The sequence below is a fragment of the Pseudoalteromonas sp. A601 genome (assembly GCF_002165575.1).
Taxonomy (GTDB): Bacteria; Pseudomonadota; Gammaproteobacteria; order Enterobacterales; family Alteromonadaceae; genus Pseudoalteromonas.
Genome location: NZ_MXQF01000003.1, coordinates 174,390 through 191,004 on the forward strand (window position 1 = coordinate 174,390; position 16,615 = coordinate 191,004).

Sequence of the window (16,615 nt, forward strand, 5' to 3'; positions counted from 1 at the left end):
AAACACACACCAAAAAAAGCTGAGAGCTATTAAATTAGTACCAAAAAAGATTTATTAGGTTACGTTTTCTTTACGACATACAAGCATTTTTTTATGAATTAATTACTTATTAAATACATTTTAGTTATGCTATAAACACGTTTTATCTGACAGGGAATTACATAAATGTCATGGCTAGACACATTCAAAAATGATGAAAGATCGCTGTATTGGTTAGTTAAATATATTCATCACAATGATTTATTTTACGTTAATAACTTCCCTACAAATATCGAACAAGTTCGTGAGATTATTCAAAAATGGGAAAGTGAATTTATTAATGGCGTAAGCGAACGTTCAAAACACCAATTAAGTCATTTAATGAAGAGTTACTTTGCAAATGTGCTACCTATTGAGAGCTTTGATTGGCTATCAGTTAAAAACCCAAAACAACTATCTTGGGTACTTTTTTACATAAACCTTAACCCTATCCCACAGATTCATTTCGCTCCACAAAATAAGTACTATAGAAGTTTTGCAAGCAACATTGAGGAAGCATATCCGCTGATAATAAAAACTTTTGACGCAGCAATGACCCATGATGGACATAAGCAAAACTATTTATTAGCCTTAAAATGCGCATATTCGCAATATGTAATAGGTAAAAGCCCACTTCCCTGGTTAGACATGAAAGATGAGGAAACATGTAGTTGGGTTTGGCGTTATCTAGTAGAAAAAGTAGAGGAGGCGTCGAAGCAACAAGATGTGTTTCAATTCATAAAACCTATTGATAACGAGACAGTTTATTGGTCATGTATTGCACTAATAGGTAATTGGGAGCTCTTAAAAAATCGCTATGTAGAAAATATTGATAAACCGCTTTTTGATCATATCAAAACAATCAAACCTTCTAACACTACGAGTGTGAATTTAGAAACAAATAAGTCTCTTCCTACAGAGTACTTTTTAACAACTCCCGATCTAGGATGTAAGTATCAAATTAAATTTCATGCTGCCGACTTTACTATTAACCAGCTCACTACTACGCCCTCGACATCTCTAATTACATTAAATTTCGATAAGTTAACCAGCACAGATATCAGATTTCTCACTATTACTGCTCCCTCGACATCTCTAGTTGCATTTAAAACTATTGTTAATGTTAGAGTTAACTTATTACCTAATTGCACGTTTACTTACATTACCGAAAAACTTAATCAGCCTTCGGCTTTAGACGACTCTTTAGAAATTAATGGCACGCGACCCGTATCAGTAGATCTTTTACCTGCTCAAAAAAATCTCATTGCCTACTTATACAACGCGCATAAGCAAAAAATACATCGTCAAAGAAATAATAGCTTATTAGGTTTAAATAAAGCAAACCAGAAAAAGCTAACCAACTACGCTAAAGAGCAAAATACCACTGAAAAAAAAGCCCTCAATGAAATAGTCAAAGCAATGCTTGATTAGGTTCTATTACTTTAAATTAGCTTGCTCAACAAACTCACTCCACCAGCCCATTATTGGCCTGCGTTGTTCTAAATAATCAGAGCGGTTATATGCCGCTCTTGTTTCGTTTTCATCTGCGTGGGCTAGGCAGGCTTCGACCAAAAGGCTATCGTAACCTTTCTCATGAAGCGCTGTAGAAGCAACGGAGCGCAAGCCATGAGCCACCAGCTTATCTTTGTAGCCTAAGCTTCGCTTTATAGCTGCATTAACTGTGTAGGTACTGGCATGGCTCTTTTCATTACGTTCACTCGGGAACACATATTCATGGTGGCCGCTTAATGGCTTCATTTGATCAAGTATTGCTAAGGTAGCTGGTGTTAAAGGCACTCTGTGGGCTCTTCTTCGCTTCATTTCTTCAGCAGGGATCACCCAAACAGCCTCTTCAACATTAATGTCTGCCCACTTAGTGCCTGCGGCTTCCTTTGAGCGAGTCATAGTGTGCAGTTGCCACAAAATTAAAAGACTGGTTTTATTTTGTATGGTTTGAGAGTTATTTAAAGCGGTTAAAAAGTCAGGCAGCTCGTCAGGCTTAATAGTAGCCATGTGCTCTACTGTATTTTTAGTGAATACTTTTATAATTTTTGCAAGTGGATTGGCATTAATAAACCCGTGGTTTACTGAGTAATCCATGATCTGATTTAAGCTTTGGCAAATACGCTTTATTGTGGAGTGTTTACTGTCAGCTTCTAATGGCCTAAGTATTTCAATGGTATCAATCGCTGTAATGTTTTCTAACGGTATATCTTTCATCTTAGGGAATATATACATTTCAAGCGTTCGCCACTCTCTGGCTGCATGGTGAGCGGTTACAGTAGGCTTTTTACGTTCATACCAAAGCTCTGCGGCTGTTAAGAAGGTATTGGCAGCTTTCCGGCTTTCTGCTTTCTTTTTAGCTAACTCATATGCCTTTGGGTTAATACCTTGCGTTAGCAACTCCTGATACTCAATTGCTTTAGTACGGGCGCTAGCAAGCGATAGAGATGGATATATCCCAAGAGGCATTCTGTTGAACTTTTCAGTAACTGGATTCTTGAACTTAAACTGCCAAGACTTAGTACCCGTAGGTAAAACTCGTAATTGAAGACCACCACCATCAGAGAGCGTTTGCTCTTTATTAGTACTAGTAATCGATTTTACTTTTCTATCTGTTAGACGTACTACAGGCCTAGCCATAATAAGCTCCACAATGCTAATTAAGGCTAGTATATATAAAACACAATCTCATGGGTACTAACATGGGTACTAAAAATAGTAGAAGTAGAGAAACCAGACCGGACAAGCTCGGAATAAAAATAACATAAGCTATTGTTTTTATAAGAAGATAAACACAAGCAAGGATTGCTACGGAAGTTAATGCAAGCGCCCAGGGAACCACTGTATTCCTGCTCTACTCATTTGATTTATAAGCCTTTCATCTCAACCCATAACACCATGCTTTACTTAATTAAGTGCTATGCGGGGTACTGGGTGAATAATTTCGATTTATCACCTCAACTAATATTGGGTAGTTTACTACAGAAGAGTGATTTAGTGTTTTTAAAAATAAAACAGTAATCAAACCAATATTACCTATGTACTATAAGTTATGTAATTACTTTTAATAATTGAGAAATGACTAAAGGCTTAGCTTACCCTTAACTCACCTTAATATATGCACTATTTATAGATATCGAGTCCAAATTGGACCGTTTCCTTTAAGCTGAATACCTGAGCTTTCATTAGTTCCATTATCATTAGTGCATGAAGTTTGTAATTGGTCTTCAGATAAATTCTGAGTGTTAACTTCCAATCCTCCTTGACCGACAGTAGTACTTCCATCCTTATTAGATCCGACAACTAAGCCCCCGTTGATAATAACTTTAGCTCCTGTCGTTGTGATTCCACCACCCAGCGTAACATGGCCACTCATACTCCAACCAGCAACACTTAAAGACTCTTCTGAAACAATAGCTGAATTGGCAATTGATAAACCGCTATTGTCATCACCAACTAACTCGCCACTTTGATTACAAAGATTTGTAGGAATGATATTGCCTTGACATAGGGCCACAACATCAAAATTGGGAGCAATAATATCACCATGTCCTGAGCTAGTTAACTCAACATCCCCAACAGTAATTAAAGTGTTAAGAAGATCTTTTCCTATGCCACTTACTGCATTATTACTACTCACACCATTAATTTTAAGTGAGCTATCAAACCAAGCAACCCCTGGAGGGAAAGCTGAAAGACCATCTAGTTCCCAAACGTTATAACCTCGAAAACAATGATTATTTCCCCAACCACACGTTAAAAATGGCTGCCCATTGAATGATCGCAGATCTTCTGTCAATAAATCATAAACCCCATCTAGTTCTGTACCGTCTGATAATGTTACATGCTGGATGGTTAATTGTCGTTTTGCACCTATCTCTTCAAATATATAATTAGCAGATGCTTTAAAATCTTCGGCAACAACTTGCTCAACTCTTGTGTCACAAAATGGAATTCCAGGTAACCCTGGGCTAAGATACGAAACTTGCTGAGTTAAGTTTTTAAGACCAACACTCCCTGAGTAGCTAGGTACATTAAATAAACCTGCAATTTCACTTGTGCTTGCAAGGTTGGGGGTGTTCCAACAGTTTGAACTACTACTACATCCACCTTCGCTAGCTGTTAGATTTCCTCCACCAACTAATGTTCCAATATCTCCAGCCCCCATAATAAAATCACCATTTGATAGAACGGTATTATAGTTAGCACCATAGCCATCAGCAAAAATGCTATGCCCCCAGAGCTGGTTAACGTTTAGGCTATATATATTTATACTGCCACCAGAAATATTACTTGCTTCAAATCGTAATGTAGAAGGTAAAGACCCTTCACCTTCTAATACCTCATATTTCTGCCCAGTCACAAAGCCACTTAGCTCATCTATAATAGCTTCGCTCAAATCAACTAATAACCTCCCACCAGTATCCATTTCTATAACAAAAGGAATATTTTTAGTTGGGATTAAAGTACCAGATATCCAAGGAAGAGAAGAATTTGTAGAATCTGTAATTAGCTTGCCCCCAACATCACCCGTGCCTATTACAATTCCATTTTTATCTAATATAGTCGTGGTATAAGCGCCTGCACGAAGAAAGTTATAATCTCCATTGCCTGTATTTCCAATATTAATATCACGCGCCCAGACACTTGCATTATTTGGCTGAGACATCGAATCAACCTTAAACTCTCCTCCAACGAGCAAAGTTGCATTATCTTTAATTCCTCCACCACTCATAGTAACATCACCGCTAGCACAGCCTGATATACCACTTTTTGAAGAGGAACCCAGCGTTAGGCTACCTTCAACAGCAATATCAGATAAGGTATCCCCAGAAATAAAGTTCGTTCCCCCGCCAGTTAAATTAGTTACTCCACGCATAACTGCGGTTCTGTTTACTGAGCATGAAGTGGTCTCTGTAGTGCTACTTTGTTGCATTTCAAATACAGCTTCTATGGTTGAGGTAGCATGTGCCCTTGTATTTTTTGCAGCTTCACCTGTGACTTCTGCATAAATAAATACATCATCATCAACTTCTTCTTTATAAATATACAATTGTATATTTTCATCCTCAATTTCTGCATTTAACTTTTGCTGTGGCAGCTCTGAATCTGATTTTGAGGGTAAAGCTTCAATTAATATTTCTAAGTTATCGCTACTTAAAGAGCTTAAATATTTTGATGTTATATCGACTCCTGCCCAGGCTTTTCGCTGAGCTTGAGTTTGAGCGTGAAAGGTCATGGCTTGACTTTGCGATCCCTCTACAGCTCTAAAAGCTCCAAATACTGCAACGGATATTGCTACACCAACAAAAAGCAATATAGCAATAGTAGCAACTCCATTTTGTTTGAATGGTTTATAAAACTTCATGGCACTCATTTATTGCTCACTTATCATACAAAATTCACCATGCACGTAGAGCTATCTATAAAGTGCTCTGTTGAGTTTTGCACAACTAACGTAATTTTAATGCTCCCCTCAACTCCGATACCAAATGGCCAACAAGGGGCCCGTGTCGCCACTATTGTAATTGGCTCTACATCGTCAGTTGAATATTGAGAAGGTAAAACAAGTCGAGCAGTAGGAGTAATGTTACCCATCATAGTATCGCAAGACACTCGCCATAAACCGCCACTGGTATCGGCACGTAATCCATTGCATTGGATACTGCCAGCAATATCACTTAACCACACAATGGTATTTCCTGTGGCTATTGACCCCGAAGGCGCATCTAAAGCTACCAACGTATCGTCATTTAATATACGTAAGTGTGTATTATAAGCCGCATCAGCGATACCAAAGCCTGCGTCTTGTAATAACATGTGCGCAGATAGTAAAGCTGATACACGTTCACCATCGCTACGAGAGGATTCAGACGCAGGTACAGTAGTTTGTATCGTATTGCGAAAAATCATCATCATCCCAATCAAAACAATAGATGAGATTAACAACCCAATTAACAAGCTAATTAACGATATACCGTATTGCTTATTCATTCTACTTCCTACTCGTCCGACATTCGTATAACTCCATCTCCACCAAATAACTCGCTTGAGGTATCATTTTCTGTAGTAGATAAAGTAATAGAATAAGCCGTTACAGGAACGCTAATACCACCAGCAGAAATAGTCACCTCGGATTCGTTACAGTTCGCCATCAGCGGTACAGTACCCACCCAGTTTAAACTGCCTGGATTTGTGCATAGGTTTATTTCGTTGCTTTGTTGAAAACGCTCCCGCATTTCCAACAAAGCCAAGTTTTGAGTATTCATATAACGCTGACTCACAAGTCCGCGCGCTAGCACTTGTGCAATTCCCAAAAAAAGAACCGCCAGAATCAACATTGCAACCATGGCTTCAATCAAAGATATACCTCTTTGATAAGTTCGTCCCTTAATAAAGTTGACCGGTATCATTCACACTGCCTTTGCTTAATGCGTAATCTAAATTTGAATTGAGGGGAGTATTATTACTTAACACGGCTCCACGATTATTGATAAAGATAGCCGTTAGACTTTTATTATCGCTGCTTAACTCTACACCTTCTGGCCATTTTCCTTGCCATATAATAGTTCCTGAACAAATATTTCCATTTGGTTGACGAACTTCCAGTTTATTATTCATTAGACTAATACAAGAAGCGCTACTACTATCGCCTCGCGCGTCTACAGGGTTGCGCAGAGCTAATGCTTTACTTTGTTTAAAAGCGCTATTCAGTTGGCTTTTAGCATCATTAATTTGTGCATCGTACACCCATGTTTTTGTATAAGGCACAGCCACCAATGCCAATACACCGATAATGCTTACCACCACCATTAATTCAATAAGGGACAAGCCCGATTCTTTGCTTACCAAGAGCTCAATCCGCCACAGCCACCAGATAGGGTACGAGTGCCTTCATGAGTTAATGTGAGGGTGCATTCAGAGCCAGTTGCTTTTAGGCTATAAGTACTTGCGGTAAGAGTCATGGTTATAGTGTAATCAGTAGAAGCTTGATACCAATTCACATTGCTGGTAGTTGCACCTGTGTAACTCAATTGACGTTGAAAGTGGTTTTCAAGTGCCACTGAGAGCGCAACTAAATCAGCACCTGCGACTTGAGCACGGCTACGTTCAATGTAATTTTGATAAGATGGTAATGCAATTGTCGCCAAAATAGCGATGATAGCCAGTGTAATCATTAACTCAATTAAGGTAAAACCTAGCTGCCTATAACAGCTACTATACTGATCAGAACAGTATTTCATTACAACACCTTTCCATTAAAAGACAATTTATAGCTATCAACTCAAGAGGGCCAACACTTTGAGCCTATATTATTACCACAAAATTCTATTATACATTCGAAGAAACGATATTTGGTAATAACTATTGGTTATACAAGAAACTATTTATAGCTTTTACATAATAATTTATACCTCGCTGAGCAAAAGAGCTCTACTCAATAGTATTACAATTTTTATTAAACTTAGATCAACCGCAGCAGCTGAGCTAAAAATCAGATGCAGATATAACCCTACAGACTTAATTTAATACCAATAACAGAACTTAAAGCATCATCAGTTTTTTACTGGTTAACGGTTTAATTGCGCTATACTAGCGCAAATTTTTTCAAATAAACTGTTATGGCTCTTAAATCTACGATTATTAAAGCGCAATTATCGCTAAGCGATATGGACCGCCACCTTTACCAAGACTTTAATTTAACCTTGGCGCAGCATCCATCTGAAAACGATCAGCGCTTGATGATCCGCTTGCTGGCATATGCACTCAATGCCTGCGAAGGTTTAGAATTCACTAAAGGTTTATCGGCTGATGATGAACCAGAGCTGTGGCATAAAAACTACAGCGATGAGATTGAATTATGGGTTGAGCTTGGCTTACCAGATGAAAAGCGCCTTAAAAAGGCCTGTAATAAATCTAAACAAGTAATGCTCTATACTTATGGTGAAAATAATCAAGCTATTTGGTGGCAAAAACATCAACCTAAGCTGTATGAATTTAAAAACTTAAGCATTTATAGTTTAGACTTTGCCGCAACACAGGCACTTTCCGGATTGGTTGATCGCAATATATCGCTGACTATTACTATTCAAGATGGTGATGTATGGGTGAGCTCTGATTCAGTGAACATTGAGATTAAACCCGTACAATTAATGTAAATTGTATCCTGTAAAAAAGAGGGTGTATGGCTGTTAAACAAGTTGTGGTATTACATGGATTGTATATGTCTGGCTTTGTTATGCGCCCGCTGTGCTCACGCCTTGAAAAAGCTGGGTTGAGCATCCTAAATCTAACTTATAATACTCTCACACCTGATCGTGACACTATTTTTAAGCAAATAGATGCCTTTATAAGTGACAAAAACACTGCACTAGTCTGCCATTCTATGGGCGGCTTGGTGGCACGCGCTTACCTAGAAGCGCAATCAGATCAAAGCCTTAATGTTACAAAGGTCATCACCTTAGGTACTCCACATAAAGGCAGCCATATAGCGCATCAGATGCAACAAAAAGGCTTTGATGTATTTTTAAAAAACAGTGTGGAATTTTTACTGTCTAAAAATGGGGATTGGCCATTTAATGCCGAACTTTACAGTATTGCTGGCGATCTACCCTTAGGTTTGATGCCATTAATAGCCAAAGGTAGTCAATCCGATGGCACTGTACTGCTAGACGAGACCAAACTCAATGGCATGGCAGAGCATAAAGTGTTTCATTTAAGTCACACAGGTATGATCTACTCACGCCAAGTGATGAATTATATTGTCAGTTTACTTGTTTAGTACTCTGCACTAGCAGCCACTTTATAAGCAACAAATGCAATGATTGCTAGTATCAATGGGGTTGGTGCTGCTATATAACCAAAGGTGTCGAAGTTTGCAAAACTTGCGCCTGCTAAATGTCCCACTAAACCAACAACAAATGCCAGCAGTGCGATACCAATAACAACCAACTCCATTTTACTTTCTTTTTCTGTTTTTGCTTGCATGTGAACTCTCCCAGTTATGTAACTGGGCTTAGTATGAGCCGGCTAAAAAACAAACTATTGACCTAAATCAACTCTGCTACGTCACAATCCACAATGTGATAAAAAGTTTGCTGTAGATCATATTTTTAATCTATTTTTACATATCAATGGAGTGTTTAAATTACTAGGGGTGGTTTTTACAAAATTAAGTCCCATGTCTATTATAAGTTTGGATAGAAAAATATTTTATTAAACTCAATCTATGATAGATAAAACCTATCGATATCATTAATTATAACCATTTTACAGATTCATAATATTCGGTGATACTTATACCTCAGTCATCAAGAACACTTATCAGTTTATTTTAGGAGAGAAATATGTCACAGGTAAACGCAATTGGTCTTAACAGCGCAAAAAGTGAAGATATCGTAAAGTCACTCAATACTCTGTTAAGCAGCTACCAGATTCAATATATGAATGCCCGCGGTTTTCATTGGAATATTAAAGGCCGCAACTTTTTTGAACTACATATCAAGTTTGAAGAAATTTATAACTTACTACTTTTAAAAGTAGATGAAGTCGCTGAGCGCATTTTAACCCTTGATGGCGCACCACTACATGCATTCTCAGATTACTTAGAGATCAGCGAGATTAAAGAAGCTAAAAACATTAGTGATGGTGTTACAGCAGTCGAAAATTTATTAGCAGGCTACAGCACGCTAATTAAGATGCAGCGTGATATCTTAGAACAAGCAAGTGATGCACAAGATGAAGGTACGGCTTCACTGATGAGTGATTATATTTCTGAGCAAGAAAAATTAGTATGGATGTTAAAAGCATACTTAGACTAAAATTAATAAGGCCCTTAATTAAGGGCCTTCTTTTTAAAGCCAGCTTTTTACATATTCATAGTCAGGGTAGCTTTCTAAGTAGCTTTGAACGCTAGGATAAAACTGTATGTTCATATCGCTTCCTTGCCAAATATGTTCCAGCATATTTTTTGCAATTAAACTAGGTTGAAGGTAGTCGACCTGTTTGTAGCCACGCGCTTTTACACCGTGAAAATACTCTTTTGCAATGGCTAAACTATCAGCTGTGGCAAGTTCAAACTCTGCCAGATTAATTATGGCATATTCAATTGAGTTAGCAGGCAATTGTGCTAGGTCCGAAAAAATTGATTTCGTGAAAGCTTGAACGCCTTCACGATTAAAACAGCCAATTATCTTAATATAAATAATTGGTGGCTCTATCGAGTATTGCCAATCACCATGTGCATCAAACATTGCTTTACCTATAGAAAGTGCCCGCTGTAAGGGCTACTTATTAATTAAACTAATAAAAAAGGCCATTTCTAAGGCTTTTTCTTCTAAGCTCTTAAAACGTCCTGATGCACCGCCATGACCTGCATCCATATCAGTTTTAAATACTAAAATATTATCATCTGTTTTGTATTCTCGCACTTTTGCTACCCACTTCATTGGCTCCCAATATTGCACCTGCGAGTCATGCAAGCCTGTAGTCACCAAGATATTTGGGTAAACTTGTGCTTTAATATTATCATACGGAGAATACGCAGCTATTAGATCATAATACTCAGGGTCATTTGGATTACCCCATTCATCGTACTCATTAGTTGTTAGAGGGATAGACTCATCAAGCATTGTAGTCAGCACATCTAAAAAAGGTACATGACAGCCTATGCCTAAATATAATTCTGGCGCTTGATTAACCACCGCGCCCATTAATAAACCACCCGCACTCCCACCCGATGCAAATACCTTATCTTTTGCCCCATAACCTTGCTCAACCAAAGCATTGGTGACATCAATAAAATCGCTAAAACTATTTTTTTTATGTTGCTTTTTACCTTGTTCATACCAATTTCGTCCTAGCATTTCACTACCACGAACATGAGCAATCGCGTAAACAAAACCACGGTCTAATAAGCTAAGTGAGGTACTCGAAAAGCTGGGATCAATGGTTATACCATATGCGCCATAACCATATTGAAATAACGGGTTAGTACCATCCTGTTTGAATAAATCTTTACGATAAACTAATGAAACAGGAATTTTTTCGCCGTCTCGTGCAGTCACCATTAATCGCTCTGAGGCATAGTTTTCAGCTTTGAAGTCGCCTAATACTTGCTGCTGCTTTAACAAGGTTTTTGCACCCGTTGCTAAATCCACCTCATATAAAGAGCCTGGTGTCGTTAGGCTTGAATAATAAATACGTGCTGTTTTAGAGTTACTTTCTGGGTTCATAGCAACCGCAGCATAATAACAGGGATCATCAAATTCCAAGGTCATACGCTGCTGTTGTTGATTAACAACTACAAAGCGCGTTTGGCCAAGTTCGCGCTCTGTTAGCACTAAAAATTTATCGAACGTTTCAACATCTTCAAGCAGCACATCTTCACGGTGCGGGGTATGTTCTTGCCACTGACTTTTATCTGCTACCGTTGCTGGTGTCGCTGTCATTAAGCGGAAGTTTTTTGCCTGCCAATTAGTGACGATGTAAAAAGTATCACCTAACTTATCAACATCAAATTCGTGACCTTCTTCTCGAGGCATTAACTGTGAAAACTCACCGCTTGGCTGATTGGCATCGAGCACCCAGGTATCATTGGTTTCAGTGCTTGCTAAATCAATAATAATTAAGCTTTCATCACGGCTTTTCCCCAGCCCCATAAAATAGCTGCGATCGTGTTCTTCGTATACCAAGATATCCTCATCTTGCGAAGTACCTAATACGTGGCGGTAAACTTGAAAACCCAGTAAGGTTTTTAAATCTTTTTTAACGTAAAATACCGTTTGATTATCGTTAGCCCAAACCACTTGGCCTTCAGTGTTCTCAAGTACATCGTCAAGTAAGCAGTCATCGCTTATCACTTTAAACTTCACGGTGTAAATACGGCGACCCTCAGTGTCCTCTGAGTAAGCAAGTAGTTGCTCATTAGGACTGATCGCAACTTCACCTAAGTCATAAAATTCATAGCCATCAGCTAGCTTATTAACATCTAACAGAAGCTGCTTATCATTACTGCTAATATCACTACTGCGATAATGCCGGGCGTATTCATCATCGCCACGCACTTCTGCGTGATACCAAAACTGCCCATCTTTCACCGGAAAGCTGTTATCGTCTTTAACTATTCGGCCTTTTAATTCATCAAATAATTGCGTTTGAAAAGACTTAATTGGCGCGAGTTGTTTATCGCAGTATTCATTTTCTGCGTTTAAGTGATCGAGTATTTCAGGGGTTTCTCTTTCATCATCACGCATCCAGTAGTAATCATCGACACGCATTTTTTCATGCGTAATTAAAGAATGTGATTGTTTACGCGCTACAGGGGCGTTAGGTAATAAAGACAAAGATACGTTTGATAGAGACACAGAATAACCAATAAAAAATGTTGTTGCTGTGAGTTTATCATAACTTTTCCAATCCCATAAAAAAGCCCACTCAAATGAGTGGGCCGAAAATGCTAAATAGCATTAGGGGGAACAGTTCAATTATTTGGCAGTTGCTGCCAAGCTAAATCCCAGCTTTGGCCAACACCGGGTTCATACAATGGATTATTTTCTTCTTTTACTTTACAGAAACGGTCAAATGGCCACGGTTTACATTTATAAATCATTCCTGTTTTTGGCTGTAATACTTTAACCCCTGCGTTGTAGTCATTACTCTTATCAGGGTAAATGTAATCATACGCAGGCTTAGCTTGCTCCCAATCATCGCATTGAGCAACGCAATGGAATGTTAGCTCCGCTTGTGTGATACCACTTCCATCCAACGCGTAAATTTGATTAGAGCGATAGCCAATTACCAACCCCTGCTCTGTCATTTTTCCCGCTTCAATTAACGGGATATACATATTAATGTGCTCGGCAATGCGACGAGGCCAATTTTGTGGTTCACCTTGCTCACTGTTAGTGATTTTATAATCAAACGATAAATCGACTAGCTCTCCTTGCATATCATAAAAGGTCACCGTCACCATGTCGCCAATAAATAACTGGGTATGGTGATTTAAGCAACCTATTGCCGACCATTTTCCACAGGCCAATGACGAATGCATAAACAAAGTAACACCTTATGAATACTTAATAGGTACTATCCAACATTTACAGAACAAAATAAATACTTTTTTACTAGTTTTAGGCAAATGATACACAGTGAAGGAGACTACCCGTGCAGCAACCCCGCTATCTTAGTACTAAACCTTAGACCGGAGGCTTTGCGTCCTAACCTTTCGATTAGTTTGCCAAAACGTTTAAAGTATAAAGTGGCGCTTGACAAAGATCAAACAAAAGAATGCAACCAGAAATAAAAACCAATCCTTAAAACCTATAAACATTCAAAAAGCGGATATCTAATTGCCGGGTATACAAAAGCCAGCATCATTGGTGCTGGCTTTTTTAGTTAGGTTGTCGCTTTTTACACGGTTTGTCTGTTTCGATTAAAAAGTTTTTTAAGCCTTCTAAATGGACTTCCAAACACCGCACCTATATCACTCATCATAATGTATAAACACGGTACCAACACCAAGGTGATCAACGTTGCAAACATAACCGCAAAGCCAAGAGCCACCGCCATTGGAATTACAAACCGTGCTTGTAGGCTGGTCTCAAACATAATGGGTAACACGCCTGCAAACGTTGTTATTGACGTCAGTAATATTGGTCTAAAACGCGCACAGCCAGCTTCAATTACAGCATCTTTAACTGCAATCCCCTGTCGACGGGCTTGGTTTACAAAGTCAGTCATTACCAGTGAGTCATTAATTACAACGCCTGCGGCAGCTATAATCCCAAAACCAGACATTAGCGTTAAATCTAGCCCAAACCAGAAGTGCCCCCAAATTGCCCCCGTTAAACTAAATGGAATTACCGACATCACTATCAGGGGTTGGGCATAGCTTTTTAGTGGTACAGCGAGCAAAATGTAAACTAGAATCATGCCACCAAAGAAAAACATTACCTGTTGATTAGCTTGCGCTTGCTGCTCTTCTATTGCACCACCAAGTTCTGATTTTACACTTGGAAACTCTTCTTTAAGCTGAGGTAATAATTTATCTTTTACCTGGTTTATCACTTCATTTGGTTCAATAACTTCTTCGTCAATATTGCCATAAACATATACTGTACGATAACCACCTTCACGGCGAATATAGCTAATCCCCGGTGTTTCAGTAAGCTCAACTACATCACCTAGCAACACTTCTTTACCTTGTGGCGTAGTCACAACTGCATGTTTAAGCGATGAAAATGCCTCTCGAGTGAGTTTAGGGTAGCGCACCATAACGCGTACTTCTTCACCACGGCGTATAACACGTTGCGCTTCACCACCGTAAAAACTAGCGCCCACTTGGTTAGCTATCGTTGCTAAGTCTAGGCCTAAGTCATAAGCCACTGGCTTCAAGCTCATTTGCACTTCTTTGCTGGCAGGGTCAATGGTTGAGCTTATATCAAACAAACCTTCTTGCTGCTGCAATAGCTGAATAAACCGACGACCTGCATCATTTAACGTGTCGATGTCTGAGCCATAGAGTAAATAACCAAACTCACCATCGCCACCACCTTGGCTATTTACATCATCATAAATTGTTAACGACTTAACACCGGCGATAACTGGCATCTTTTCACGCCAGCGACGAGAAAGCTCAAATGCATTATAAGGACGTAAATCTTCTTCAACCAAAGGTGCTAAAAGTTGCGCTTCTGTACGGCCCTGATTGAAAACCAATACATCCCTAATTAACTTATGCCCATATTCACATTCAGTTTCTTTATCAATAGCAATAACCATTGCTTCAATTTCACGTATCGCTTCAATAGTTTGCATATCCGAAACATTATCGTTCATTTCTAAATTAATTTGTGGATAATCATGCGGTATTTTGGGCATAAACCCAGTACGTACTTGATTTGATGCTATCAAAGCAAAAGTGATAATTAACAGAGCAACAAATAAAGAAAACACAGCCCAGCGCCATTCAACGCAGCGCACAATAAAGCGTCTGTATGGGCCATTCACAAAGCCAAAAAAGCGCTTATTAAAGCGTGCTCGCCAACTATCCGGCTTAATTGGTGGAAACTTAGTATGTGCGATGTGCGCTGGTAAAATTAGTTTTGACTCAATTAAGCTAAAGATTAAACACAGCATAACCACTACAGCTATACCATAAAAGAACGCACTCTCAGGACCGGTTGATAGCGTAAATGGCGCGAATACGGCAACAGTTGTTAACACCCCAAAAGTGGCTGGTGTTGCAACTTTTTTAGCCCCGTTGACAACATTAACTACACCCCCACCCTTTTTCTCGATTTCGGTGTAGGCACTTTCGCCAATGACTATGGCATCGTCCACCACAATCCCCAACACCATAATAAAGGCAAATAACGATAGAATATTAATGGTTACACCAAACAGCGGCATCATCATCATCGCACCTAAAAAGCACACTGGCAGACCAATCATTACCCACAATGCAAGCTTAAAACGCAAGAAAATAGATAGCATAATAGCTACCAAAATAGCGCCTTGGATCAAGTTACTTACCATCATATCTAAACGCGCATTCAGGTAATAAGTGAAGTCCATTAACGGCTCTAAACGCACACCAGGCGGTAACTCTTTATTTTTCTGATCGATAAATGCTTTAACTGAATCTGCAACAGGAATGATACTTTGCTGCTCCGTTGCTTTCACAGATAAATAAACGGCATTTTCGCCATTAAATTTAAAATAGCGCTCACCTTCTGTAAATTGGTCTTTAATTACAGCAATATCTTGCAGTAATACTTTGGCACCATTAGCGCCAATTTTAACTGGAATTTGACGAAACTCTTCACCAGAGTAAAGCTGGTTTTCAACCCTTACAGATATTACACCTGCATCGGTTTTTAATTGTCCTGCAGAAAAGTTAGCTGAGTAACGACGCACAGCTGCGGCTACTTCACTTAACGTAAGGTTATAACGACGTAACGTATCTGGCTCAATTTCAATTGCTATCTCATCCAGTGGCACATCATTTTGCACTAATGAGACATTTGACAGCTGCAGTAGCTCATCTTCAATTCGGTTCGCGATAGGTTTAAGTTCAAACAAAGGTAAATCAGCAACGAGCGTCATACCTATTACATCTTGGCGAAACTCAACCTGACTTATGGTGACCGGCTCCATCCCCGCAGGAAAAGTAGCAATACCATCGACGCGCAGTTTTACTTTATCGAGCACATCGGTCAACTCAACATCGGTATTGATTTCAAGCTGTGCACTCCCCCCATTGCGAAATGCGCGGTAGGTCCCTTTTTTAATTTCAGTAATATCTTTTAAAGACTCTTCAATCTTAATTAAGATACTCTCTTCCATCTCTTGGGGCGAAGCACCTGGGTAGTTTGCGTTTATAGTAATATAGTTAACTTCGATGTTTGGGAACATCTGGCGTTGAATTGTGAAAAAACTAATGATGCCCATCACAATAATGAAAACCATCATTAAATTTGCAGCAACAGAGTTATTAGCAAAATAGGCTATTAAGCCTGTTTGCTTTTCTGTACTTGCAGGGGCGATATTTGCTTGCTCTGATTTTGGTAGTTCCGTGTTACTCATAACGCAG

Annotated in this window: 15 protein-coding genes and 1 riboswitch; of the genes, 4 read left to right on the forward strand and 11 right to left on the reverse strand. The window is 39.0% G+C overall.

The features are described from left to right. Positions 1 to 165 precede the first annotated feature (165 nt). Entirely contained in the window at positions 166 to 1,449 is a 1,284-nt protein-coding gene (locus tag B5G52_RS03640) for a hypothetical protein (protein ID WP_087531334.1), read from the forward strand. A gap of 6 nt (positions 1,450 to 1,455) precedes the next feature. On the opposite strand, the gene B5G52_RS03645 is transcribed toward B5G52_RS03640, so the two are convergent. From B5G52_RS03645 to B5G52_RS03670, 6 genes are all read right to left on the reverse strand, one after another. Then, on the reverse strand, positions 1,456 to 2,661 hold the full coding sequence (locus B5G52_RS03645; RefSeq protein WP_087531335.1) for a tyrosine-type recombinase/integrase: 1,206 nt from the start codon (positions 2,659 to 2,661) through the stop codon (positions 1,456 to 1,458). A gap of 487 nt (positions 2,662 to 3,148) precedes the next feature. Beyond that, the gene (locus B5G52_RS03650) at positions 3,149 to 5,389 is read right to left on the reverse strand and encodes a hypothetical protein (RefSeq protein ID WP_140394295.1); all 2,241 of its coding nucleotides are present in this window, start codon (positions 5,387 to 5,389) and stop codon (positions 3,149 to 3,151) included. A 23-nt stretch (positions 5,390 to 5,412) separates the two neighbouring features. Continuing rightward, a complete protein-coding gene (locus B5G52_RS03655) occupies positions 5,413 to 6,015 on the reverse strand; it encodes a hypothetical protein (RefSeq protein WP_087531337.1) in 603 nt (200 codons plus the stop codon). A gap of 8 nt (positions 6,016 to 6,023) precedes the next feature. Further along, positions 6,024 to 6,434, reverse strand: a complete 411-nt coding sequence (locus B5G52_RS03660; protein WP_087531338.1) for a prepilin-type N-terminal cleavage/methylation domain-containing protein — start codon at positions 6,432 to 6,434, stop codon at positions 6,024 to 6,026. After that, positions 6,412 to 6,873 (reverse strand): Tfp pilus assembly protein FimT/FimU, encoded by a 462-nt coding sequence (locus B5G52_RS03665; RefSeq protein ID WP_369679911.1) that lies wholly within the window; start codon positions 6,871 to 6,873, stop codon positions 6,412 to 6,414. Before B5G52_RS03665 ends, B5G52_RS03660 begins: the two co-directional genes overlap by 23 nt. Beyond that, positions 6,867 to 7,265 (reverse strand): type IV pilin protein, encoded by a 399-nt coding sequence (locus B5G52_RS03670; protein WP_087531340.1) that lies wholly within the window; start codon positions 7,263 to 7,265, stop codon positions 6,867 to 6,869. Before B5G52_RS03670 ends, B5G52_RS03665 begins: the two co-directional genes overlap by 7 nt. 378 nt (positions 7,266 to 7,643) lie before the next feature. Here B5G52_RS03670 and B5G52_RS03675 point away from each other — a divergent pair, with 378 nt between their 5' ends. Together B5G52_RS03675 and B5G52_RS03680 are read left to right on the forward strand one after the other, a co-directional pair. Continuing rightward, positions 7,644 to 8,180, forward strand: coding sequence for a YaeQ family protein (locus tag B5G52_RS03675; protein ID WP_087531341.1), 537 nt, complete (start codon positions 7,644 to 7,646; stop codon positions 8,178 to 8,180). 26 nt (positions 8,181 to 8,206) lie between these two features. Next, positions 8,207 to 8,803, forward strand: coding sequence for an alpha/beta hydrolase (locus B5G52_RS03680; protein WP_087531342.1), 597 nt, complete (start codon positions 8,207 to 8,209; stop codon positions 8,801 to 8,803). Here the strand turns inward: B5G52_RS03680 and B5G52_RS03685 are convergent. After that, a complete protein-coding gene (locus B5G52_RS03685; RefSeq protein ID WP_087531343.1) occupies positions 8,800 to 9,009 on the reverse strand; it encodes a hypothetical protein in 210 nt (69 codons plus the stop codon). The genes B5G52_RS03680 and B5G52_RS03685 overlap by 4 nt on opposite strands. A gap of 359 nt (positions 9,010 to 9,368) precedes the next feature. Between B5G52_RS03685 and B5G52_RS03690 the strand changes: the two genes are divergently transcribed. After that, the gene (locus B5G52_RS03690; RefSeq protein ID WP_087531344.1) at positions 9,369 to 9,842 is read left to right on the forward strand and encodes a Dps family protein; all 474 of its coding nucleotides are present in this window, start codon (positions 9,369 to 9,371) and stop codon (positions 9,840 to 9,842) included. Positions 9,843 to 9,875: 33 nt separating this feature from the next. Here the strand turns inward: B5G52_RS03690 and B5G52_RS03695 are convergent, their stop codons facing one another. From B5G52_RS03695 to B5G52_RS03710, 4 genes are all read right to left on the reverse strand, one after another. After that, the gene (locus B5G52_RS03695; RefSeq protein ID WP_087531345.1) at positions 9,876 to 10,274 is read right to left on the reverse strand and encodes a hypothetical protein; all 399 of its coding nucleotides are present in this window, start codon (positions 10,272 to 10,274) and stop codon (positions 9,876 to 9,878) included. Between the two features lie 33 nt (positions 10,275 to 10,307). Continuing rightward, positions 10,308 to 12,386: a S9 family peptidase gene (locus B5G52_RS03700; protein WP_087531346.1), complete on the reverse strand. Its 2,079-nt coding sequence runs from the start codon at positions 12,384 to 12,386 to the stop codon at positions 10,308 to 10,310. Positions 12,387 to 12,502: 116 nt separating this feature from the next. Further along, positions 12,503 to 13,072, reverse strand: coding sequence for a chitin-binding protein (locus B5G52_RS03705; RefSeq protein ID WP_087531347.1), 570 nt, complete (start codon positions 13,070 to 13,072; stop codon positions 12,503 to 12,505). 114 nt (positions 13,073 to 13,186) lie between these two features. Further along, a riboswitch (cyclic di-GMP riboswitch) is annotated at positions 13,187 to 13,270 on the reverse strand. 161 nt (positions 13,271 to 13,431) lie between these two features. Next, complete coding sequence (locus B5G52_RS03710) at positions 13,432 to 16,608, reverse strand: efflux RND transporter permease subunit (protein ID WP_087531348.1); 3,177 nt, start codon at positions 16,606 to 16,608, stop codon at positions 13,432 to 13,434. Positions 16,609 to 16,615 lie beyond the last annotated feature (7 nt).